Consider the following 21,542-nt stretch of genomic DNA (forward strand, 5'->3'; position numbering starts at 1 on the left):
GCCGCCACCTCGGAGAGCGCTGCGCGCCGGTGGCTCGCCGGCCTTTCCCGCCGGCCCATCCCGCCGCCCGGACTCATTGCCGCATGGAAGCGCTTCCAGATACAGTGAGTGGCATGACCGCAGACTATGAGCAGCACCACAGCAGCGCCGGCAACGAGTGGTGGCGCACCGCAGTGATCTACCAGATCTACCCCCGTTCCTTCGCGGACTCCAGCGGCGACGGCATCGGAGACCTCCCCGGGGTCACCGCACGGATGGACGAGCTGCAGCAGCTCGGGGTGGATGCGGTGTGGCTGAGCCCGTTCATGACGTCTCCGCAGCGCGACGCCGGCTATGACGTGGCCGACTACTGCGATGTGGACCCCCTCTTCGGCACGCTGGAGGACTTCGACCAGATGCTGGCCGCCGCGCACCAGCGGGGGATCCGGGTGATTGTGGACCTGGTGCCCAATCACTCGTCCGATCAGCATGAATGGTTCCAGCAGGCTCTGCAGGCCGGGCCCGGCAGCCCCGAGCGGGCCCGCTACATCTTCCGCGACGGCTCTGGTCCCGACGGCGATGAGCCTCCGAACAACTGGCAGTCCATCTTCGGAGGCCCCGCCTGGACTCGGATCACCGAGGCGGACGGACGCCCCGGCCAGTGGTATCTGCACCTGTTCGACTCCAGCCAGCCGGACTTCGACTGGTCCCATCCGGAGGTCCAGGCTGAGTTCCGCAGGATTCTGCGGTTCTGGCTGGACCGTGGGGTCGACGGGTTCCGGGTCGACGTCGCCCACGGGCTGGTGAAGGATCAGAACTTCCCCGACTACACGCCTGATCCCGAAGCGGCCTCCATGGGCGGGGACCAGGCTCCGGCACCCTATTTCGAGCAGCCCGGGGTCCATGAGATCTACCGGGACTGGCGGCAGGTGCTCGAAGAGTACGACGGCGACCGGGCACTCTGCGGCGAAGCCTGGGTCTCCTCTGTGGAGAAGATGGCCCAGTGGGTGCGCAGCGATGAGATGCACCAGACCTTCAACTTCGAATACCTCATGGCCGACTGGGACGCTGGGCAGCTGCGCGGGATCATCGACCGCTCGCTGGCAGCCTTCCACGGCGTGGGCGCGCCCAGCACCTGGGTGCTGTCCAATCACGATGTGGTCCGCCACGCCACGCGCCTGGCGCTGACCGGGGACAACCCGCAGGGGGCCGGCATCGGCCCTGACTTCCCGGGGCTGCCGGAGTACTCCCACGGCCTGCGCCGGGCACGGGCGGCCACCGCGCTGATGCTCGCTCTGCCCGGTTCGGCCTATCTCTATCAGGGGGAGGAGCTGGGCCTGGACGAGGTGCACGACCTTCCCGATGAGGCCCGCCAGGATCCCACCTGGTTCCGCACCAATGGCGAGCGCTACGGCCGCGACGGCTGCCGGGTGCCGCTGCCTTGGGAGGCCGACGCTCCGGCGTTCGGATTCAGCCCCAACGGCAAGTCCTGGCTGCCGCAGCCCGACCGCTGGCAGCAGCTGGCCCGCAGTGCGCAGCGAGAGGATCCAGACTCGACCCTGAGCCTCTACCGCCGGCTTCTGAAGCTGCGCCGCGAGTTCGATCTGGGCGCCGGCGAACTGCAGTGGGAGTCGGGGTTGCCTGAGGGCGTACTGGGCTTCCGCAGCGGCAGCGTGCTGGTGCTGACCAATGTCTCCGGCACCCCCGTTGCACCACCGGAGGGTGCTCAGCTGCTGGTCTGCTCCTCCGATCTCAGCCAGGGACAGGTTCCGGCCGACACCACCGCCTGGTTCCGCATGGACCGGGACTGAGGGGAGTTTTGGGGTGGCCAGTCTTCTTCAGGTAGCTCGCTTAGCCGGGGTCTCTTCGGCCACGGCCTCGCGAGCCCTCAGCGGACGGGGCCACGTCTCTGAAGGAACCCGGCAAAAGGTGATCCAGGCCGCCGCCGAGCTCGGGTATGTCGTGCCGGCGGCGGCTTCCTCACTGGCCTCGGGCCGCAGCCGCAGTGTGGGTGTAATGATGCCGGACCTGCACCGCTGGTTCTTCAACACAGTGCTCACCGGGATCTCCGAGACGCTCAGCCGCGCCGGATATGACCTCACCCTGTACAACGTCGCCGACGACGCGGCGGTACGGCGGGAGATCTTCGGATCATTTCTGCACCGCCGCCGGGTGGATGCGGTCATTGCCGTCGCCCTGGAGCTCGATGAGTGGGAGATTCAGCAGCTGCTCACGCTGGGGCTTCCGGTGATCCTGCTCGGCGGGGAGCAGCGGGGCGTGGACGGAATGGCCATTGATGACCGTGCAGTCACCCAACTGGCCGCTGAGCATCTGCTGCAGCTGGGCCACCGGCGGATCGGCTATATCGGCGGCGATGAGATCTTCGACCGCGACTACCACGTCCCCACCCGCCGTCGCGAAGGCTTCGACGCCGCTCTGCGGGCGTGGGGAGCCGAACCGTGTGAGGATCTGGTGCGGCACGCCGACTTCACCATTGAGGGGGGATACGCCGCCGCCAAGCAGCTGCTGGGAACCCCGGGGAGCGGTCTGACCGGGCTTGTGGCGGCCTCCGATGAGATGGCCCTCGGCGCACTGCTGGCAGCCGGTGACCTCGGAGTGCGCGTCCCCGAGCAGCTCTCTGTGGTCGGGGTCGATGGGCACGAACTCGGCGAGCTGCTGGGGCTGACCACAGTGGACCAGCATCCGCTGGGGCAGGGCCGCCGAGCCGCCGAGCGGGTTCTGCACCGGCTGGAGTCCGGGCACGACGACGGCCCCGCAGATCTGCCTTTTGAACTGGTGGTCCGGCGAAGCACCGCCGCACTGCCGCAGACCCGTCCCGCCGAGTAGGGCCGGCAGCCTTCCGCCTCAGCGGTGCGCCGGCATCGGGTGCCCGCAGCGGCGCGGCCCGACGCCGAGCTCACAGGAGGGTTCCGCGCCCGCGGCTCAGAGCAGTCCGGCCCGGCGTCGCGTTCTGCGGTTGGCGTGCGGGGAGTATCGGGGCAGCCAGCGCTGCATCCCCGCGGCGGCGGCCGGACCCAGCACTGAGGCCGCCCACACCCCGACTGCCAGGGAGCCCAGGGCCGCCCCGGCTGAGAGGATCAGCGGCCCGGCCCCGAGGCCGATATCGGTCAGCAGCCGCCAGGCGCCCAGGAACTGCGGACGGCCCTGGGTCGGTGAGATGTCCGAGGCGATGGTCATCATGATCCCGGAGCCCCAGCCGTTGGCGAAGCCCAGCAGCATGGCCACGACTGCCAAGCCGGAAGCGGTGCTGGTCAGCGGGAACAGGGCCATCGCCCCGGCGAGCAGCAGCATGGCGGGCACACCCACCCACAGCCGGCCCAACCGGTCCATCACCTTTCCTGCGGGGTAGAACAGCAGCATGTCGATGCCGCCGGCGAGTCCGAAGAGCAGCGAGATAGTGGTGGGGTCCAGTTCGAGGTACTCACCCCAGAGGGGGATCACCTGCTGCCGAGCTCCGCGGATGGCGCCCACCAACATTCCGACCAGCCCCATAGTGGCCAGGGTGCCGCGGTGAGCCCCGATGACCTGCCAGAACCCGGGAGCGACGGACTGGGAGGCCCGGGCGTCCTCCTCATCCGGAGACGCCGGATCGGGGGAGGACTTGGCCAGCCACACCGTGACCGTGGCGCCAGCGGCGGTGACCACCGCCAGCACAAAGGCCGCACGCATATCCGCGAAGTGGATGACGCCGGCTCCCAAAAACGGGCCGGCGAACTGGCCGATGCGGTGCACTCCCCCCAGGGTGGAGAGCACCCGTGCGCGCTGCATCGCCGGAGTGATCTCCGTCAGATAGGAATGCCGGGCCAGGTGGAAGACGGCATTGGCCGCACCCACCAGCAGGATCGCCGCCCCTAGGGTGATCACCGAGGGCGCCAATGCCGCACCCAGGAACGCCAGGCCCGCCACACTTCCGGCCAGGATCATCGCCGCCCGGTCGCCGACGCGAGCTGCCAGCGCACCTGCCGGCAGATCAGCCAGGATCTGGCCCACCGGAAGCATCGCGGCGATCGTCCCGGCGACGGCCAGACTGGCGCCCTGCTGTACGGCAAACGGGGCGATGACCGGCAGCAGAGCTCCGATCCCCACGCTGAAGATGAAGGCCGGTACCAGCGCGCCGAAGAGCACTTCGCGCTTGGGAAACATGGGACGGTTCGGCTGGGTCGGCACGGCAGTTGAGCATACTCCTTCCCGCTGGATCTGTTGACCTGTGCAACTATCCGTCCGTCCTGTGGGCGGCGGTGCCGGTCGTGTGCCCCCGACGTGGAGCTGACGTGGAGGAAACGGCGAGCGCCTCTGGATAGGGTGGGGGACTGAGCGGCCGGCGCAGATCCGGCCGCAGCTGCCCAGACGAGCCTGACCGGCAGAGGAGGGAAGGCGGACGATGACTTCACCGGCCGAGCGGTACGCAGCTGCCCGGCGTCGGGCCGCGGAGGCGAAGACCCAGCTCGGCGCCTTCCGCGCGCAGCAGGCCTTCGACCTGGACGAGTTTCAGCTGCAGGCCTGCCGCCACCTGGAGGATGGAAAGGCCGTGCTGGTGGCGGCGCCCACCGGGGCGGGGAAGACCATTGTGGGGGAGTTCGCGGTCCACCTGGCGCTGGCCTCAGGCAAGAAGGCCTTCTACACCACACCCATCAAAGCGCTGAGCAACCAGAAGTTCCTGCAGCTGCGTGAGCACTACGGGCCCGAGCGGGTTGGGCTGCTGACCGGGGACACCTCCATCAACTCGGAGGCCGAGGTGGTGGTGATGACCACCGAGGTGCTGCGCAATATGCTCTATCAGGACTCCGACACCCTGGAGGATCTGGGCTTTGTGGTGATGGATGAGGTCCACTACCTTGCCGATCGCTTCCGCGGAGCGGTCTGGGAGGAGGTCATCATTCATCTGCCGGAGTCGGTGCAGCTGGCCGCACTCTCAGCGACCGTCTCCAATGCCGAAGAGTTCGGCGCGTGGTTGGATACCGTGCGCGGTGAGACCGCCGTAGTGGTCTCCGAGCACCGGCCGGTTCCGCTGTGGCAGCACATGATGGTCGACTATGAGCTGCATGATCTCTTTGTGGTCACCGAGGAGCGAGATGCGGACCGCAAGCCTCTGGTGAACCCCGAGCTGCAGCGCCTGGCCCACTACTCCCAGGCTCCTGTCTCGCGCCGTTCAGGCGGGCACCGGGGACGCGGAAGGGGCAGGCGGGATCGGCAGCGCGATCATGGCCGGTCCGCCCACCGGGGCTCGGGTCGGTCTGTCTCCTCTCTCTCCGGGTCCCCGGTCGGCAGGCCGCGGCTGAGCCGGCCGCGGATGATCCGGGCCCTGGACCGCGAAGGCCTGCTGCCGTGCATTGCGTTCATCTTCTCCAGGGCAGGGTGCGAAGCCGCCGTCGAACAGTGCCTGCAGCAGGATCTGCAGCTGACCTCCAAGCAGGAGGCGGCCGAGATCGCCTCCCGGGTGGAGCAGATGGGTTGGGAGCTTCCGGCCGAGGATCTGTCCGTGCTGGGGTTCGACAGCTTCCGCCAGGCACTGATCAACGGGGTCGCCGCGCACCATGCCGGGATGCTTCCGCCGTTCAAAGAGCTGGTGGAAAATCTGTTCGCCGAGGGGCTGCTGAAGGTCGTCTTCGCCACTGAGACCTTGGCGCTGGGCATCAATATGCCGGCCCGCACAGTGGTGCTGGAGAAGCTGGACAAGTTCAACGGCGAATCCCATGAGGACATCACCCCGGGGGAGTACACCCAGTTGACCGGGCGGGCCGGCCGCCGCGGCATCGACGTGGAGGGCCATGCCGTAGTGGTGTGGCAGCCGGGGATGGATCCGCGCCAGGTGGCCGGGCTGGCCAGCCGGCGCACCTATCCGCTGAACTCCTCCTTCAGCCCCAGCTACAACATGGCGGTGAACCTGACCGCACAGTTCGGCCGCCGCCGGGCCCGCACCATTCTGGAGTCCTCCTTTGCCCAGTTCCAGGCCGACCGGGCGGTGGTGGGCCTGGCACGCGACGTCGCGAAGCGGGAATCCTCGCTGGCCGGCTACGAGGAAGCTATGCAGTGCCATCTGGGTGACTTCGCCGAATACGCCGAGCTGCGCCGCAGGCTCAATGAGCAGCAGAAGGAGGCCGCGAAGTCCCGCAGCCGGCAGCGCCGCCGGGAGGTCATCCGGGTGCTCAGCTCCCTGGAGCCGGGGGACATTGTGGAGGTCACCGGCAAGCGCCGGCTGGGCAGCTGCCTGGTGGTCCACTCCGCCCCGGAGCACGACCCGCGGCCCGGAGTGGTCACCGAGCAGGGCAAGCTGCGCACAGTGACGGTGGAGGACTTCTCCCAGCCTCCCGAGGTGGTCTCCACCATTCGGCTTCCCCGCAAACCCCAGGTGAAGGTCCCCAAGGTCCGGCGGGACCTGGCCTCAAGCATGCGGGCCGCGCTGATGGACCGGACTCCGCCGCGGAAGAACGCACCGGGCCCCGGCTTCGGATTTGTGGAGGGTCCGCCGCAGGCCGAGGAGGACGCAGCCCAGCTGCAGGCTCAGCTGCGCAGGCACCCGTGCCATTCCTGCAGCGACCGTGAAGAGCATGCTCGGTGGGCCGAACGCTGGTGGAAGCTGCGCCGGGAGACCGACCAGCTGAAGGCCAAGATCGACCGGCGCACCGGCTCGATCGCCAAGACGTTCGACCGGGTATGCGGTGTGCTCTACGAGCTGGGGCACCTTCAGCCGGCCGACCCGGAGAAGCTGCCCACTGCTGAGCCGGTGGTTGAGGAGTTCCACGCCGAGGAGTTCGTGGTGACCGAACGCGGTCAGCGGCTGCGGCGCATCTATGGAGAGCGCGACCTGTTCACTGAGATGCTGCTGGAGCGCGGCGTGCTGGCGCCGATGAGTCCGCAGGAGCTGGCGGCCTTCTCCACCCTCTTGGTCTATCAGGCCAAGCGGGAGGACGAGGGGGCGATGCCGCAGATGCCCACCCAGCAGCTCAGCCGCGCGGTGCGCTCCAGCCTTGAGGTTCATGCTGAGCTTGAAGCACTGGAGAAGCGTCACCATCTTCAGCCCACCGACGCTCCCGAGCTGGGATTGGCGCTGCCGATGTACCTGTGGGCCGGCGGCTGCAGCCTCCGCGAGGCGCTGGAGGATTCTCCGCTGGCCGCGGGGGACTTTGTGCGCTGGGCCAAGCAGTGCATCGATACACTCGACCAGCTGGCATCGGTGCCGACGGTGCCGGCGAAGTTCGCGGCCCGCTGCCAGGCGGCGGTGGACCTGATCGCCAGGGGAGTGGTGGCCTACTCCTCGGTGGCCTACCAATCTGTGGAGGAAGACTTTGACTCAGACGAGCCCCTCGCCGGCTGAGCAGCCCCCGCTGCTGCTGCACAACGGCACCATCCATTCCACGGCCGAGCCCTATGCGGAGGCGATGCTGGTCCGCGACGGTCAGGTCGCCTGGCTCGGCTCTGAGGAGACCGCGGATCAGCTGAGCCTCCAGGAGGGTACGCTCCGGCAGGATCTGGACCGTGCGCTGGTGACACCTGCCTTTGTCGGCATGGTGGGGCTCGATGCTCAGCAGGCAGCTGCCGCCACCGTCGCTGAAGTGCTCGACGTCGCCGCCGGCAGGCTCGGCTGCGGTGCTGTCCGGCTGCGCATCACCATCGGCGTGGAGGACCTCTCCGGGGAGGGCGCACAGCAGGTGCAGTCGCTGCTGCATCCGGCGCTTCGCGCAGCTGCCGACCATCCGGTCGATGTGTGGCCGGTGATCGCACTCAGGGGGGTGGCCGCCGATGGGGGAGCGCCCTCGATCTCTCCGGTGAACACTGCGCTGGATCTGCTCGATGGGCTCGACGACCTCGGGCGTCCGGTAGCGCTGTGCCTGACCTTCAGCGAGGTCCTGGCGAATCTGCTGGGGGCGCGCTCCTGGTGCGCCGAGGCCGGGCGGCAGCTGCTGATCGACTGCGCGGACCAGGACCCCGGCGCAGTGGTCGACGCGATGGCCACCACACAGAAGCACCTGCGTGAGCTGAAGCAGACGCCCTCGCCAGCCACCCCTACAGTGCTGGTCGGCTTCGACTCTGCCGAGCAGCAGCACTGGGAGCAGCTGCTGAGTACCGGGGCACATGTGCTGCTGACCTCTCCGGGCCACCTGGCTGCTGCACTGCGGGTGGGGGTGCCCACTGCCGCGGCTCCGGCAGAGGGGGAGAACCCGTGGGCGCTGGTCAGCGCCCACGTGCATCATCCCGAGGATCCGGTCTCGGTGCGGGCAGGATTCAACGCGCAGACCCGCAGCGCCTACCGCTCGCTGCCCGGTGCTGCCGCTGATGCCGGCCAGCTGAATCCCGGCGCGACGGCGACATTCGCTCTCTGGGAGGCCGATCAGCTGGCGGTGCAGACGCCGAACTCCACAGTTGCCGCTTGGAGCACCGACACCCGGGCGCGGACGCCGCTGCTGCCGTACCTCGACGGTGTGACGAACCCCCTGCTGAAGAGCACCGTGATCGCCGGAGAGAGGCTGTAGGTTGGGACGTATGAAGACCCTGACCGTCATTCCCACCTATAACGAGATTGATGCGCTGCCCACCACTGTGGACAGACTGCGCGCAGCCGTGCCGGAGACCGATGTGCTCATCGTCGATGACAACAGCCCCGACGGCACGGGCAAACTGGCCGACGAGATGGCCGAGGCTGATGAGCAGATCCATGTGCTGCACCGTACGGCCAAGAACGGACTGGGCGGTGCCTACATCGCCGGATTCCAGTGGGGACTGCAGCGGGACTATGACGCGTTCGTGGAGCTCGACGCCGACGGCTCGCACCAGCCCGAGCAGCTGCCGGACCTGCTGGCGGCCTTGGAGACCGCCGATCTGGTGATCGGATCGCGCTGGGTTCCCGGCGGTTCAGTGGTCAACTGGCCGCTGCACCGGGAGCTGATCTCACGCTGCGGAAGCTTCTACTCGCGGACCATGCTGGGCCTGTCGGTCCGGGACATCACCGCCGGGTTCCGGGTTTTCCGCCGCAGCACCCTGGAGGAGATCGACCTGGACTCCATCGAGTCGGTCGGCTACGGCTTCCAGGTGGATATGACCTTCCGCGTGGCGCGCCAGGGGAAGACCATCCGTGAGGTGCCCATCACGTTCGTCGAGCGCACCTTGGGCGAGTCGAAGATGAGCAGCGGAATCGTGATCGAAGCAGTCACGAACGTGACCAAGTGGGGCCTGGCGGCGCGGGCGGCGACGCTCAGCCGAAAGATCCGCGCACTGACCCCCGCCGGGTGATCGCTCCCGACGGTACCTCTCAGACCTTCTCGCCGCGGCGCTCGCGCAGGATCTTCAGGCGGTCCTGAAGGATCTCCTCCAGTTCGGCCTCGGAACGACGCTCCAGGAGCATATCCCAATGGGTGCGGGCCGGCTTCTCCGGCTCCTCCTCAGGGGTCTCGCCTTCGGCGAGGACGCCGACCTTTCCCGACGGAGCGGTCCAGGTGGGGGGAATCTCAGCGTCTGCGGCGAAGGTCACGGTGATCTTTTCGCCGTCTTCGCAGACGTACTCCACATCCTGCCGGGGTGCGGGCTCCACGCCCTGCTCGGTCTCCATGGACTGGGCGCCCAGGCGCATGCCGCGCAGGCTGCGATCGCTCATCGGTGTTCCTCCCAAACGGTGGCGGACAGATTCGTTCCAGGACTACAACGGGGGCTGGGCCCCAGATTATTCCGCGGCCCAGCCCCCGAGGAGTCGTTGCGTCAGGACTGCTTGTTCTCGGTTCCCTGCTGGTCGGGTCCGTCCTGGGGATGCGGAGGATTCTCCGTGCGTTCCTCGCGCTCCCACGAGGGGGAGGAGCTGATGGCGTCCTGCACGGAGGAGGAGGGTTCGCTCCACCCGCGTCCGGAGTCCTCGTCGGCGGCCTCCAGGCTCGGATCGGCCTCCGGGGGAGCGGACTCGGCCACCCGCTTCAGGGCAGCAGCGCTGTCCTCCTCCAGTCCGGGCACAGCCCGCGAGGCGTTGGGGTTGCCGTGCTCGGCCCGCCGGGCTTCCTCCTCCAGCTCATCGGAGCTGACGTAGTGCGGATTGTCATCGGTGACGGAGGTGCTGCGCGCTGATTCGGCCAGGTCTGCGATCGCCGTGGAGATCCCCGGCTTGCCTGCGGCGCGATCAGCTTCACGGCGCTGCTTGAGCCGCTCAGCCCGGGCCTCACGTGCCTTCTCCCGCTCTTCGAAGGAGAGCCCCTCCGAGCCGCCGTCGCCGCTGCCGAAGGCTCCGGCGAGGCTCTTGAGCGCGTCGCCGAACTCACCGGGGATGACGAACATGGTGTTGGATTCGCTCTTAGCCATCTCCGGCAGGGTCTGCAGGTACTGATAGGACAGCAGCTCCGGGCTGGGCTCAGAGGCATGCACAGCGTTGAACACGGTCTCGATGGCCTGAGCCTCCGCATTGGCCGCCAGAATGCGGGACTGGGCCTCACCCTCAGCCTGGAGGATGGCGGCCTGGCGCTCACCCTCAGCGTTGAGAATTGCCGACTGCTTGTTGCCCTCGGCGGTGAGGATCGCGGCACGGCGATTCCGCTCCGCACGCATCTGCTGCTCCATGGAGTCCTGGATGCTGTGTGGGGGATCGATGGCCTTCAGCTCCACCCGGGCCACCCGGATGCCCCAGCGGCCGGTGACCTTGTCCAGCTCACCACGCAGCATGGAGTTGATCTGGTCGCGGGAGGTCAGCGCCTCTTCCAGATTCATACCGCCGACCACATTGCGCAGCGTCGTCGTCGTCAGCTGCTCCACAGCGACGATGTAGTTCTGGATCTCATAGGTGGCCGCTTTGGGGTCGGTGATCTGGAAGTAGACCACAGTGTCGATGGACACCACCAGGTTGTCCTCGGTGATCACCGGCTGCGGGGGGAATGAGACCACCTGCTCACGCATGTCCAACAGGGGCAGCAGCCGATCGATGAAGGGCACCAGCAGCGTCAGGCCCGGGCCCTGGGTGCGCTGATACTTGCCCAGCCGCTCAATGATGCCGGCGCGGGCCTGCGGGATGATGCGCACACTCTGGGCGAGGATCACCACCACGAAGGCGACCAGCGCCAGAAGTACGACGATGACGACGAAATCAGGCATTGTCTCTATATCCGTTCCTGTCGGTTGTGCTGCGGGGCGTCTCAGGCATCACGGGCGGAGTCCCATTCGATCCGGGGCGCGGGCTTGAGGTAGACGGTGGCTCCGTCCACGGAGTCCACCACGGCAGTGGTTCCGGGCTCGATGGTGTAGTCGCCGGCGGCTCGGGCCGTCCAGGTGTCGCCGTCGACCTCCGCCAGTCCGGCGCTGGCGGTCACCGCCTCGAGGGCGTGGGCTTCCATACCCTGCATCCGGTCGATATTGGTCAGCTGGCCCTCCGGTCCCTTCTTGAGGTGCTTCAGCGCCACCGGGCGGACCGCCCCGAGCATCAGCAAAGCAGTGATGGATCCGACCACCACCTGCATCCACGCCTCACCGCCGGCCAGAGAGACGGTCATAGCGGCCAGGGCGCCGGCGGCCAGCATGAGAAAGAGCAGGTCCAGCATGAAGACTTCCAGGACCAGCAGCACAAAGGTCAGGGAGAGCCATGCCGCCCAGAGGTTCTCACCGAACCACTCGATCATGCCGAACCTCCTCGGTACGCCGGGCCATTCGAAGTGTGACCTGGTTCTCTCCGTCCTCCAACCTTATCCATCCCGGCGCGGACCGTCGAGACGACGACGGCAGCAGCAGGCTCGCGGCGACGATGCCCAGGCCGCACCAGCGGCTGCACAACGGCAGTGGATACCGCACAACCCGACATAACATTGCATCCCATCTGGGCTCCGCAGGATGAGGGGAGCAGAGATCTGTGCGCAGCGCCTGCGCGAGGCCTGCGACGACGTCGGTCACAGCGGAGGTTGGGACCGATTGATGCTGTGCCGGTGAGCCTGCGGCCCGAGACCCGGCCGTCATAGTCAGCGGCAACAGCGGCAGCGCAACGGAGGCTCACTGAGACTGACTGTGCGCCGCATGGGCGTCGGCGGCGCGGGCGCGCAGGATCAGCATGCCAATGTCACGCTGACGCCGCCCAGGCCGCTGAGGACACTTCTGAGGATGCCGCGAACACAGGACGCTCTGCGCGGGAGACTCGGCATCGCGGCCATTGGTTCGGGAGCATCCCTCAACCCTAGGACCCCTGACCGATAATCTATATTATGTCATGTTAAATTTGTGGCCCGAGCTGGCAGTCTTCTGAGCTCCCGGGCTGCCACTCCCCGCGGCGAGGAGTTGGTCTGCACGCAGGTCAGAAACCTGGTACCAGGATGGCCTGCACGCCAAGGACGTCATATGTGGACTTCGCGCGGGCATCGCGCGTCGCCAGTACGGCGCCGTTCTGCTGTGCGGCCAGAGCGACCATACCGTCGTATGTCGCCCCTCCGAGTACGCCGGCTTCAGCAAGGCGGCGGTGACAACGCAGTGCCGACTCTTCAGTCAGCATCAACGTGCCCACATAGTTGTCGTCCATCAGATCCACGGCATCTGCTGCGGAGACTCGAGCGTCTCCAGGCAATCGGGTGAGCACCGCGTAGGTCTCCGTCAACGCGTGACCGCTCAGGTGCAATGTTTTGCCGTGGGCCCAGGATCGCACTGAGTGATGCGCCTCGTGCGAGGCTACGAGCAGCGGCACCGCCACACTGGTGTCTGCTGCCAGCAGCGATTCATGCATCAGCGCCGCCCTGCATCCAGCAGTGCGTACATCTCCTCGTCACTCACCTGGGTCTCCCCCCGGGACACCAGCCGTCCATCGGCGTCCCGCTCCACACGAGCCGTCCGCCCGCCAGGGGTAATCTGCACACCTGCGCCATAGCGCGAGAGGTCAACTGTGCTGCCCGGCGCGAGGCCCAGAGCATCGCGGATCGACTTGGGCAGCAGCAGCCGTCCTCCAGAGTCAATCCTCGCCTCCATGGGATTATGCTACCAGTCCAATCCCACCCGCAGCGGAGTCGTGTTCTTCAAGGGTGCCCTCCCCGCGGCGCTCTAAGGACGACGAAGCATGGGCTCCCGAAACCCCGGCAGGGCTGCGGCGATGACTGCAGCAGTCTCTGAGGTTTCGCGGCCGGTGGTACTGACCACGTGCGCATTCGGAGGCCTGAGATGGTGCTGGCGGCTTTCCTCCACGGCCGCCGCGATCGCTGCATTCAATGCCTCGCCGGCCAGTCCCGGCCGGTGATCGCCCTGCAGCGGCGGCCCGCCGCCCTGGGCGCGGGCGGTGATACGTTCTGCGAGAGCATCGGCGGAAGCGTCCAGCCAGAATGTCGTGACAGGGCCGCCGTGCCAGGTCTCCTCCATGGCGCGCACAGTGTGCGGATCTCCGCTGACCACCACCGTTTCGGCGCCGCCTGCAGCGAGGGTTCCCACCACGGTTCGGGCGTTCTGGGCGCGCAGCGGTGCCAGTTCGGGGCTGCCGGCACTCGGTCCGAGAAACCCGAGCTGGTGAGCATCCAGGTAGCCCACTCCCCTTCCCGCATGTGCAAGGTGCATAAATGTCTGAAACCCGCTTGTGGAGACGCCGACTCCTCCCGGTCCGGTCAGCACGACCACCTCAGCAGAGCCCGATGACTCCGGGCCGGCCCGAAGCGTGTCCTCGGGGTCTGCAGACCCGGCCGCCGCATGCGCGAGGACCGCATTGGTGATCTGATCAGACAGCTGCGACGGCGCCTGATGCGTGGTGTCCAGATACAGATCAGCCGCGCTCGGGTCCAGCTCAGCGGCATACTTCACGGCATCGTCGGCGAGCTCAATGAGCCAGCCGCGGCGGTGAATCCGCTTACGCAGCGTCTCAGGGGTCGCATCCAGATGCACCGCCAGCATCCGATCCCTAGGCATATGCGGAAGCATCTGCCTCAGGCGCTCGGCGACCGGGAACCCCCGGGAGCAGTCTTCTGGGCCGTCCAGCATCCCCGGGAGCAGCCTTCTGGGCCGCGGGTTCGCTGGGTCTTCCGCACGCTCTCTGGTGGAATGGAGTTATGCCCGACTCCCCCAGCCTGCACCGTGGCCCTGCGCACGAACCCACGCGGCGCCACAGAAGCCGAAGCGCCTCAGGTTCTGGCATCACACCGGCCAGTGCCCTCGCAACCACAGGGACGTTCACCGCGGACGCTCTGCTCGTGCTGCTCTTCGCGATGATGGGCAATCGGGAGCACGATTCCGGCCTGGCCATGGGCGAGATCGTTTCCACCGCCTGGCCGTTCCTGGCCGGACTGGCCCTGGGCTGGCTGGTCACCGCCTCCTGGCGTCGTCCTGCCCAGATCTGGCCTGCCGGCGTCGTCGTGCTGGTCATCACCGTCACGGCTGGGATGACCCTGCGCCAGCTCTTCACCGACGGCGGCGTGCAAGTCTCCTTTGTGCTGGTGACCTTAGGCGTGCTGGCAGTGCTGCTGTTGGGCCGCCGAGCTGTCACCAGGCTGCTGCTCCCCCGCAGGTAGCGCACACAGGCCACCGTCATATCCGTCTGACCTGCGGAAACCTGCCACCAAACTCTGACCGCACCTCCGGCTGATGCTCAGCCGATCATAAGCTGGCTGTCGATACGGTGGGCCGTGTCAGACACCAGCGGCGCGGCCGGCTGGGCCGCGCCAACCTACCGCGCTGGGTTCATCGACACCAGAAGGAGGACGTTCGGTGAAAGCAGTGACGTGGCAAGGCCCCCGAAAAGTATCCGTAGAGACAGTGCCGGATCCGGTGCTGGAGAAGCCCAACGACGCCGTCGTGGAGATCACCTCCACCGCCATCTGCGGTTCGGACCTTCACCTCTACGAAGTCCTGGGGCCATTCATGACCCCGGGAGACATCATTGGGCACGAGCCCATGGGACGCGTGGTCGAAGCTGGCTCCGAGACCAATCTGCGCGTCGGCGACCGCGTGGTGATCCCCTTCCAGATCGCCTGCGGGGACTGCTTCTTCTGCAACCAGGGGCTGCAGACCCAGTGCGAAACCACCCAAGTCACCGAACAGGGTTCAGGCGCCCGGCTGTTCGGCTACTCCCAGATCTACGGTGCAGTGCCCGGCGGCCAGGCCCAGTACCTGCGAGTGCCCCACGCCGACTACGGCCCCATCGTGGTCGGCGAGGAGTTCCCCGACCATCGCTACCTCTTCCTCTCCGATGTGCTGCCCACCGCGTGGCAGGCGGTGGCCTATGCCCAGCGCAGCGCAGGCGAGTCAGTGGCCGTCATCGGCCTGGGCCCTATCGGCCAGTTCGCCGCCCGAATCGCCAAGCATCAGGGCCTGACGGTCTACGCGATCGAACCCGAAGCCGAGCGCCGGGAGATGGCCGCCCGGCACGGCGTCCTCGTCTTTGACACCGGAGACGACTCAGTGGCGGCCATCCGCGATGCGACCCAGGGCCGCGGTCCCGACGCGGTCATCGACGCCGTCGGTATGGAAGCCCACGGAGACACCCAGTCGATGCTGGGCAAACTGGCCCAGCGTTCAGCCCAGTTCCTGCCGGAGAAGCTGAGCCAGCCGATGATGGAGAACTTCGGCATGGACCGGCTGGCAGCCCTGTACACCGCCATCGATCTGGTGCGCCGCGGCGGGACCATCAGCCTCTCCGGCGTCTACGGGGGCCAGGCCTCTCCCCTGCCGATGCTCACGCTGTTCGACAAGCAGATCCAGGTCACCATGGGCCAGGCCAACGTCCGGAACTGGATTGACCAGATCCTGCCGCTGGTGGAGGACCCCGCAGACCCGCTGGGAGTCGACGACTTTGTCACTCACCGTCTTCCCCTGCACGAGGCGCCCGGCGCCTACGAGATGTTCCAGAAGAAGGAGGACGGCTGCATCAAAGTAGTCCTGGACCCCCAGGCAACCGCCTGAGAACTCCCCTCCCCCGTCCTTACGGAGACAAGGAGACACCCGATGACGCAGGAACAGCAGGACCCGCGCACCAAACACAAAGACGACGAGTTTCCCACCGGCCAGCAGCAGGGTCAGCCCGGACTGACCGGACTGACCCGGCCGGATCCCGACCACGGTGAGGACAGCTACGTGGGCCACAACAGGCTCACCGGAAAGCGCGCCCTGATCACCGGCGGCGATTCCGGCATCGGGCGGGCTGTGGCCATCGCCTTCGCCCGGGAAGGAGCCGATGTGGCCATCGTGCACCTGCCGGAGGAGACCGAGGACGCCGAGACCACCGCCTCCCACGTCCGCGAGGCAGGACGGAATGTGGCTCTCTACGCCCAGGATCTGCGGGCCGAGGGCGCCGCCGAGCAGATCGTCCGCCGCACCCTGGAGGACCTCGGCGGGATCGACGTGCTGATCCTCAACGCCGCCTACCAGCGCAAACGCGGCGGAATTGATGAGACTCCGATCGAAGAGGTGCAGAAGGTCTTCGACACCAATCTGATCTCTCACATCGCTCTCGCCAAGGAGGCCGTGCCGCACCTTCCGGAGGGGTCCTCCATCATCACCACCACCTCCATTCAGGCCGCTGGGCCGGCTCCCCCACTGTTCGACTATGCGATGACAAAGGCCGCCCAGGTGGCGTTCACCGAGGTGCTGGCCCAGGAGCTCACCCCGAAGGGCATCCGGGTCAACGCCGTGGCGCCGGGGCCCATCTGGACCCCGCTGATCCCGGCCACCGGCTTTCCGGAGGACAAGGTGGAGTCCTTCGGCAAAGACACGCCGATGGAGCGTGCCGGCCAGCCCGCCGAGCTCGCCGGCGCCTATGTCTATCTGGCCTCTGAGGAGGCCAGTTACACCTCCGGGGCCGTCATCCCGGTCACCGGAGGCAAACCGTTCACAGGAGGATGATCACAATGGCGCAGAACAGCAGTTCCTCGGACGACCGATCCTCGGTCAAGGACGAGGAGCTCTATGAGAAGCTCCGCGAGGAGCAGGGCTACTCGAAGGAGAAGGCCGCCCGCATTGCCAACTCCGCCAATAAGGAGGGCCGCAGCGCCCAGGGCAAGAAGGGCGGCAGCTCCCCGCAGTATGAAGACTGGACCGTCGACGAGCTGCGCGACAGGGCCAAGGAGGTCGACATCACCGGCTACTCGGATATGAACAAGGACGAACTCATCGACGCGCTGCGGAACCACTGACCATTCCGCGGTGGATCAGCGACGGCGTCGGGGCTCAGGGTCCCGGCGTCGTCGTCTGCTGTGCCTCGGAGGTGTCCTCCACCTCGCCGGGCACGGTGAAGATCTGGCCGTTGCGGGGCATACCCTCCAGCGCGGTCTCACTCGGTTCTGATGCCTGCTTCTCCCACGCCGGATCGATCGCGTCCAGAACTGCGTCGCGGAACACCATGGGAACCCCCGCGGCGGCGTCGACGGAAGCGCGGTCCATCAGCTGCACGTGCAGGTGCGGCTCAGTGGTGTTGCCGGTATTGCCCACCTCGGCGATCACCTCGCCGGCTTCCACCCGCTGACCGACCTCGACCCTCACTGAGCCGCGGCGCAGGTGCGCGTATGCGGCATAGGTGCCGTCGTCGTGCTGGATCACCACCCGGTTGCCCAACACCGCCCGGTATCCACCGATCAGCTCGCGCACGGTGCTCTCCACCACCAGCATCCACAGCAGTGCCTGCCAGGTGTTGCGTGCCCGCTGGTCACGCTGCCGGTGCGCCGCTTCGACCACAGCGCCGGCGGCCATGGCACAGACCGGCTCGCCGAAGCAGGTGAACTCCTCCGGAGGGCTGCCGCGCAGGGCGCTGCGCACCGAGGCGGGGTTGATCTGTGTGGTGAGGTCTTCTGCCACGGTCGGGTGGGAGACGTCGACGGCGAACCGCTGACCGCGTGTGACGGTGCCATGACTGGGCACCCTCTGACCGGGGCTGTTCACCGCCAGCCACCTCCCGCGCACCGGCGACCTCAGGGCCGCCGGCTCCCGCGGCTCGGTCACCGGCGCCGTGCGGTAGAGCAGATAACCGACCAGGATGAGGCCGACGACGCCGAGCACCCAGGCCAGGCCGGCCGGCGGACTGAAAATCCCCGTCAGGTCCGCCACGATCAGCAGCAGCCCGGCCAGTATGACGATCCGCCATACCGGGCGCAGGCCAGAGATGCTCCGTCTCAATGAGTTCCTTTCATGGACGTGAGCACCCTCCTCCGGGGAACTTCCGGCCCTGACTGATGCAGAGTCTGCAGACCTCATCCGGCCCATGCGCCCGAGGTGGTCTGCACATGCGAGATTACCTGGCGGACCCGACCGTCGGACGCCAGTCGGCCGAAGTCGTGAACCCACAGGGAAGGTCCACCCTTACGGCTGGCGACCGGAACCATGCGGTAGCACGCGGCAAAGCGATCCCCCTGCCGCAGGGCCTGCTCCACCTCTACCTGGTAGCTCAGACCTTTGGCGCGGGCGCGGCGAATCTGCTCGACCATCTCCGGGCCGTGCTTGACCGCGTGGTTGATACGCATTTGGCAGTGGGGGGTGTGGAAGGTATGGAAAACCTGCGCCGCATCGAGGCTCGAGTCCAGGGACTGCCGATTGTAATCAGTCAGATAGGCAGTCACGTCAGTGGCCGGCCCACCTTCCGGTTCGCCCGAGGTGCCGGCGGGGGCGTCATCGCGCTCAATCGCCTCTGCGGGGTCCTCCCAGATGTAGCGGGTCCGTTCTGTGGTGGCCTCAGCGGCGATCCTGCCCTGCGGGTCGAGCCGGTAGAAGGTGAACCGTTCCGTCTCCACCTTCAGGCGCCACAGCAGATCGGTGGTGATGCTGTACCGGACTGCGGCCTCCCTGTGCCCTGCCACTGCGTCACGAATCTGAACCCGGTAGTCAATACCGCTGCTCCGCCTTCGGCGCAGCTGGGCAAGAATCTGCTGCTGGGAGTGGGGCTTCTGGTTTAGCAGGTGTGCAGAATCCGGGCTGTGGCTGCGGCGAAGCAGCTCACTGAGATCCTCGACCCCGTCGAAGGTGCTCTTGGTGAATTCGCGGACGAACCGGACGATATTCTCACCGGGAAGCGGAAGCTGTCTGGTCTGCATCATCGTCTCCTCTGGTCTGCACGTAGTCATCTTGCCCTCTGCGGTCTCCCGTGAAGGGGTCCTGCTCATGTCACGGCCGCGGTCTGCAGCTGGCCCTCGGCCAATCGCCGGTAGATCTCGTCGGTCTCCATCAGGCTCGCGTGGGTGCCGGTGGCCCGGAGTCTGCCGTCCTGCATCACCAGGATCTGGTCTGCCTCCATCACAGTGGATATCCGGTGGGCGATGGTCAGCACTGCGCACTGCTGGGCCGCCTCCGCCACAGCATCGCGCAGGGCCGCCTCAGTGTCACTGTCCACATGGGCGGTGGCTTCATCGAGCAGGATCACCTCGGGCTCCTGCAGCAGGGTGCGCGCGATGGCCAGCCGCTGCCGCTGACCACCGGAGAGTCCCGCGCCGCGCTCCCCAAGCTCTGTGTCCAGGCCCTGCGGCAGGGCATCGATGACGTCGGCGAGGTTCGCCTGGCGCAAAACACGGCTGATCTGGGCCTCGTCGGCGTCGGGTCGGGCGTAGACCAGGTTGTCCCGGATGGTGCCACGCAGCAGCGGGGAATCCTGCTCCACATAACCCACCAATCCGCGCAGCCGGTGCAGGTCCATAGTGGCGATGTCCTCTCCGGCCACTCTGATCGTGCCGCGGGAGGGGGTGTAGAACCGCTCAATGAGTTGGAACAGGGTGGTCTTCCCCGCACCAGAGGGTCCGACGACGGCGGAGAGACCGCGGGAGGGAATGCTGAAGGAAACATCCCGCAGCGCCGGGGTCTCCTCGTTGTAGGAGAACTGCACGGCATCGAAGGTCACTGCCGGCGCAGTGGTGTGAACGCTCCCATTCGCTTCGGCTCGACTGCGTGGCGCGTACTGCGGGGACCGGGGCTCCTGGGAGGCCGGACGGTCCTCCTCCTGCGGCATCTCGCCCAGCTCGGTGACCCGCTGAATGGCAGCCCTCCCCTGCTGGATCTGCCCCACCGCCAGAAAGAGCATCACAAGCGGGGACACCAGGTAGAACAGGTACATCACGAAGGCGGTCAGGTCGGCCGGGTGCAGCTCTCCGGTGGCTACCCTGGCCATTCCCCAGGCAATCACCACAGCAAGCGATATCTGTGTGCCCACGTTCATGGCCGGTTGAAGAAGTGCCCCCAGCGCAGTGACGCGGATACCGCTGCGGCGAGCAGTTCCTGCCAGTTCGGCCAGACGCTCGGTTTCCCGCGATTCTGCCCGGGATGCTTTCACGGTGGTCAGCGCGCCGAGGACCCGCTGCAGCCCGGACCCGAAGTTGCTGGTGTGCTGCCTGTTGGCCAACGAAGCGATCCGCACCTGGCGGGCGAGCAGCAGTGCCACCACGCTGGCCCCGCCCAGGCAGGCCAGGGTAGCCACCAAGAGCTGCCAGTCGAGCCAGGCCATAAACGCTATGCCTCCGACCACCATGAATGCGGAGCTCACCAGCTGAGCGATGGCTTGGGTTATGACCATGCAGGCCAAGGTCGTGTCTCCCACCATCCTGGTGAAGATGTCGCCTGTCTCCATACGCTGGAAGTCGCTGATCCGGCTGCGCAGCAGCCGCCCGACCAACAGGTGCCGAAGATCGAAGACGATGTTCTCGCCTGCACGCCCGATCAGGTACGCATTGGCCGCCGAGAGTGCCGCGTCCAGAGCGAAGAGGATCACAATGATGGTCAGCGGTACGGTGATGGGCTCCCCCTCGGAGACTGCCCGGATCAGCAGCCCTATGAACAGCGGCTGAGCCAGCGCTGCGCAGGCGCCCAGCAGGCCGAGGACGATGCCGATGATCAGCAGCACCCGGTGTCCGGCGATGATGTGGGGGAAGTTCATGATGTCCTCTTATAGCTCGCGATGAACAGCAATCCAGCTTCCTGGTAGGGATTCCCCATGGCGTCAGCCCACAACCCGTCCCGAACCAGACCGGCGCTCGCGGCATAGCTGTCCACCTCTTCGGGAGTCAGCAGTCGCAGCACCTCGGTGCCGATGCGGTGAGTCCCATCGGCTTCGTACCAGATCTGAGAGCAGTGCCAAAGATCGTCGGGAAGCAGAGTCGCAAAGGTCTGCAGCCCCGTGTTGGGCTCCGGGTAAGGAACGAACAACGAGGTTCGTGTGGAACCTTCGTGCAGCGCCACACAGCCGGGCCGATTATGCGTCTCGATGATCAGGCGTCCCCCAGGGGCCAGCAGTTCGGCTGCCCGCAGCATGCTCTCTTCCTGGGCCTGCCGGTCCAATTGGAGCGCCAGCGCTGAGCACACGATGTAGACCAGACCGTACCGGCGGTCCTCCGAATAGGTGCGCATGTCCCCCAGCACCGGGCGGACCGTCGCTTCGTCACACTCCTGGCGCAGACCCTCCAGCATCAGCTCGGAGCAGTCCACTCCGACGACCTGCCCCACATGGCGTGCCAGCGGCGCGGCGATCCGGCCGGTTCCCACCCCCATCTCCAAGGTGCCGGCAGTGGGATCGGGATGGTGGCGCGCCAGGAAATCCACCAGGATCTGAGCTGAAGCGTCCTTGGGGAAGATCCTGTCGTACCAGCCTGCAAACTGTTCGGCGTAGCCGATGTCCTGCACTGTCGTAGTCACTGTGTCCGTCCTTCCTCAACGGCCGCGCC

20 protein-coding genes are annotated in these 21,542 nt (G+C 67.0%); 9 read left to right on the forward strand and 11 right to left on the reverse strand.

Annotation, left to right across the window (positions count from 1 at the left end; genetic code table 11):
- Positions 1 to 113 precede the first annotated feature (113 nt).
- Together Q1K09_RS07375 and Q1K09_RS07380 are read left to right on the forward strand one after the other, a co-directional pair.
- Entirely contained in the window at positions 114 to 1,790 is a 1,677-nt protein-coding gene (locus Q1K09_RS07375; RefSeq protein ID WP_300344316.1) for a glycoside hydrolase family 13 protein, read from the forward strand.
- 13 nt (positions 1,791 to 1,803) lie between these two features.
- Complete coding sequence (locus Q1K09_RS07380; RefSeq protein WP_300344317.1) at positions 1,804 to 2,826, forward strand: LacI family DNA-binding transcriptional regulator; 1,023 nt, start codon at positions 1,804 to 1,806, stop codon at positions 2,824 to 2,826.
- Between the two features lie 96 nt (positions 2,827 to 2,922).
- On the opposite strand, the gene Q1K09_RS07385 is transcribed toward Q1K09_RS07380, so the two are convergent.
- Entirely contained in the window at positions 2,923 to 4,167 is a 1,245-nt protein-coding gene (locus Q1K09_RS07385) for an MFS transporter (protein ID WP_300344318.1), read from the reverse strand.
- 214 nt (positions 4,168 to 4,381) lie between these two features.
- Here Q1K09_RS07385 and Q1K09_RS07390 point away from each other — a divergent pair, with 214 nt between their 5' ends.
- Genes Q1K09_RS07390 through Q1K09_RS07400 form a run of 3 tightly spaced genes read left to right on the forward strand, consistent with a single transcriptional unit; the run spans position 4,382 to position 9,228 of the window.
- Positions 4,382 to 7,315, forward strand: coding sequence for a DEAD/DEAH box helicase (locus tag Q1K09_RS07390; RefSeq protein ID WP_300344320.1), 2,934 nt, complete (start codon positions 4,382 to 4,384; stop codon positions 7,313 to 7,315).
- Complete coding sequence (locus Q1K09_RS07395; protein WP_300344322.1) at positions 7,287 to 8,471, forward strand: hypothetical protein; 1,185 nt, start codon at positions 7,287 to 7,289, stop codon at positions 8,469 to 8,471. The genes Q1K09_RS07390 and Q1K09_RS07395 overlap by 29 nt, the downstream gene beginning before the upstream one ends.
- Before the next feature lie 10 nt (positions 8,472 to 8,481).
- The gene (locus Q1K09_RS07400) at positions 8,482 to 9,228 is read left to right on the forward strand and encodes a polyprenol monophosphomannose synthase (protein ID WP_300344323.1); all 747 of its coding nucleotides are present in this window, start codon (positions 8,482 to 8,484) and stop codon (positions 9,226 to 9,228) included.
- Positions 9,229 to 9,247: 19 nt separating this feature from the next.
- Here the strand turns inward: Q1K09_RS07400 and Q1K09_RS07405 are convergent, their stop codons facing one another.
- The 6 genes from Q1K09_RS07405 to Q1K09_RS07430 form a co-directional block, all read right to left on the reverse strand.
- Positions 9,248 to 9,589: an RNA polymerase-binding protein RbpA gene (locus tag Q1K09_RS07405; protein WP_300344324.1), complete on the reverse strand. Its 342-nt coding sequence runs from the start codon at positions 9,587 to 9,589 to the stop codon at positions 9,248 to 9,250.
- 101 nt (positions 9,590 to 9,690) lie between these two features.
- Positions 9,691 to 11,061, reverse strand: a complete 1,371-nt coding sequence (locus tag Q1K09_RS07410; RefSeq protein WP_300344325.1) for an SPFH domain-containing protein — start codon at positions 11,059 to 11,061, stop codon at positions 9,691 to 9,693.
- A 41-nt stretch (positions 11,062 to 11,102) separates the two neighbouring features.
- Entirely contained in the window at positions 11,103 to 11,582 is a 480-nt protein-coding gene (locus Q1K09_RS07415; protein ID WP_300344327.1) for an NfeD family protein, read from the reverse strand.
- 662 nt (positions 11,583 to 12,244) lie between these two features.
- Positions 12,245 to 12,667 carry a PIN domain-containing protein gene (locus Q1K09_RS07420; protein WP_300344329.1) on the reverse strand — a complete coding sequence of 141 codons (423 nt, stop codon included), beginning with the start codon at positions 12,665 to 12,667 and terminating at the stop codon, positions 12,245 to 12,247.
- Positions 12,667 to 12,906 (reverse strand): AbrB/MazE/SpoVT family DNA-binding domain-containing protein, encoded by a 240-nt coding sequence (locus tag Q1K09_RS07425; RefSeq protein WP_300344330.1) that lies wholly within the window; start codon positions 12,904 to 12,906, stop codon positions 12,667 to 12,669. The genes Q1K09_RS07420 and Q1K09_RS07425 overlap by 1 nt, the downstream gene beginning before the upstream one ends.
- Before the next feature lie 72 nt (positions 12,907 to 12,978).
- Positions 12,979 to 13,827 carry a hypothetical protein gene (locus tag Q1K09_RS07430; protein ID WP_300344331.1) on the reverse strand — a complete coding sequence of 283 codons (849 nt, stop codon included), beginning with the start codon at positions 13,825 to 13,827 and terminating at the stop codon, positions 12,979 to 12,981.
- 140 nt (positions 13,828 to 13,967) lie between these two features.
- On the opposite strand from Q1K09_RS07430, the gene Q1K09_RS07435 reads away from it, so the two are divergent.
- The 4 genes from Q1K09_RS07435 (at position 13,968) to Q1K09_RS07450 (ending at position 17,045) form a co-directional block, all read left to right on the forward strand.
- A complete protein-coding gene (locus tag Q1K09_RS07435; RefSeq protein ID WP_300344332.1) occupies positions 13,968 to 14,426 on the forward strand; it encodes a DUF3054 domain-containing protein in 459 nt (152 codons plus the stop codon).
- Positions 14,427 to 14,622: 196 nt separating this feature from the next.
- On the forward strand, positions 14,623 to 15,816 hold the full coding sequence (locus tag Q1K09_RS07440; protein WP_300344333.1) for an alcohol dehydrogenase catalytic domain-containing protein: 1,194 nt from the start codon (positions 14,623 to 14,625) through the stop codon (positions 15,814 to 15,816).
- Positions 15,817 to 15,858: 42 nt separating this feature from the next.
- Positions 15,859 to 16,755 carry an SDR family oxidoreductase gene (locus Q1K09_RS07445; RefSeq protein WP_300344334.1) on the forward strand — a complete coding sequence of 299 codons (897 nt, stop codon included), beginning with the start codon at positions 15,859 to 15,861 and terminating at the stop codon, positions 16,753 to 16,755.
- Between the two features lie 5 nt (positions 16,756 to 16,760).
- Entirely contained in the window at positions 16,761 to 17,045 is a 285-nt protein-coding gene (locus Q1K09_RS07450; RefSeq protein ID WP_300344336.1) for a Rho termination factor N-terminal domain-containing protein, read from the forward strand.
- A gap of 34 nt (positions 17,046 to 17,079) precedes the next feature.
- On the opposite strand, the gene Q1K09_RS07455 is transcribed toward Q1K09_RS07450, so the two are convergent.
- The 4 genes from Q1K09_RS07455 to Q1K09_RS07470 form a co-directional block, all read right to left on the reverse strand.
- Positions 17,080 to 18,021 (reverse strand): peptidoglycan DD-metalloendopeptidase family protein, encoded by a 942-nt coding sequence (locus Q1K09_RS07455; protein WP_300344338.1) that lies wholly within the window; start codon positions 18,019 to 18,021, stop codon positions 17,080 to 17,082.
- 74 nt (positions 18,022 to 18,095) lie between these two features.
- Positions 18,096 to 18,935 carry a hypothetical protein gene (locus Q1K09_RS07460; protein WP_300344339.1) on the reverse strand — a complete coding sequence of 280 codons (840 nt, stop codon included), beginning with the start codon at positions 18,933 to 18,935 and terminating at the stop codon, positions 18,096 to 18,098.
- Positions 18,936 to 18,997: 62 nt separating this feature from the next.
- The gene (locus Q1K09_RS07465) at positions 18,998 to 20,758 is read right to left on the reverse strand and encodes an ABC transporter ATP-binding protein (protein WP_300344340.1); all 1,761 of its coding nucleotides are present in this window, start codon (positions 20,756 to 20,758) and stop codon (positions 18,998 to 19,000) included.
- On the reverse strand, positions 20,755 to 21,513 hold the full coding sequence (locus tag Q1K09_RS07470) for a class I SAM-dependent methyltransferase (RefSeq protein ID WP_300344342.1): 759 nt from the start codon (positions 21,511 to 21,513) through the stop codon (positions 20,755 to 20,757). Before Q1K09_RS07470 ends, Q1K09_RS07465 begins: the two co-directional genes overlap by 4 nt.
- Between the last annotated feature and the right edge of the window lie 29 nt (positions 21,514 to 21,542).

Origin of the sequence: Nesterenkonia sp. (genome assembly GCF_029265375.1) — a bacterium.
Taxonomy (GTDB): Bacteria; Actinomycetota; Actinomycetes; order Actinomycetales; family Micrococcaceae; genus Nesterenkonia.

Coding starts and splice junctions, on each gene's coding strand:
- Q1K09_RS07375 (WP_300344316.1), top strand. CDS start 114: ATGACCGCAGACTATGAGCAGCACCACAGCAGCGCCGGCAACGAGTGG.
- Q1K09_RS07405 (WP_300344324.1), bottom strand. CDS start 9,589: ATGAGCGATCGCAGCCTGCGCGGCATGCGCCTGGGCGCCCAGTCCATG.
- Q1K09_RS07450 (WP_300344336.1), top strand. CDS start 16,761: ATGGCGCAGAACAGCAGTTCCTCGGACGACCGATCCTCGGTCAAGGAC.
- Q1K09_RS07415 (WP_300344327.1), bottom strand. CDS start 11,582: ATGATCGAGTGGTTCGGTGAGAACCTCTGGGCGGCATGGCTCTCCCTG.
- Q1K09_RS07390 (WP_300344320.1), top strand. CDS start 4,382: ATGACTTCACCGGCCGAGCGGTACGCAGCTGCCCGGCGTCGGGCCGCG.
- Q1K09_RS07400 (WP_300344323.1), top strand. CDS start 8,482: ATGAAGACCCTGACCGTCATTCCCACCTATAACGAGATTGATGCGCTG.
- Q1K09_RS07445 (WP_300344334.1), top strand. CDS start 15,859: ATGACGCAGGAACAGCAGGACCCGCGCACCAAACACAAAGACGACGAG.
- Q1K09_RS07435 (WP_300344332.1), top strand. CDS start 13,968: ATGCCCGACTCCCCCAGCCTGCACCGTGGCCCTGCGCACGAACCCACG.
- Q1K09_RS07465 (WP_300344340.1), bottom strand. CDS start 20,758: ATGAACTTCCCCCACATCATCGCCGGACACCGGGTGCTGCTGATCATC.
- Q1K09_RS07425 (WP_300344330.1), bottom strand. CDS start 12,906: ATGGAGGCGAGGATTGACTCTGGAGGACGGCTGCTGCTGCCCAAGTCG.
- Q1K09_RS07430 (WP_300344331.1), bottom strand. CDS start 13,827: ATGCCTAGGGATCGGATGCTGGCGGTGCATCTGGATGCGACCCCTGAG.
- Q1K09_RS07410 (WP_300344325.1), bottom strand. CDS start 11,061: ATGCCTGATTTCGTCGTCATCGTCGTACTTCTGGCGCTGGTCGCCTTC.
- Q1K09_RS07460 (WP_300344339.1), bottom strand. CDS start 18,935: ATGATGCAGACCAGACAGCTTCCGCTTCCCGGTGAGAATATCGTCCGG.
- Q1K09_RS07420 (WP_300344329.1), bottom strand. CDS start 12,667: ATGCATGAATCGCTGCTGGCAGCAGACACCAGTGTGGCGGTGCCGCTG.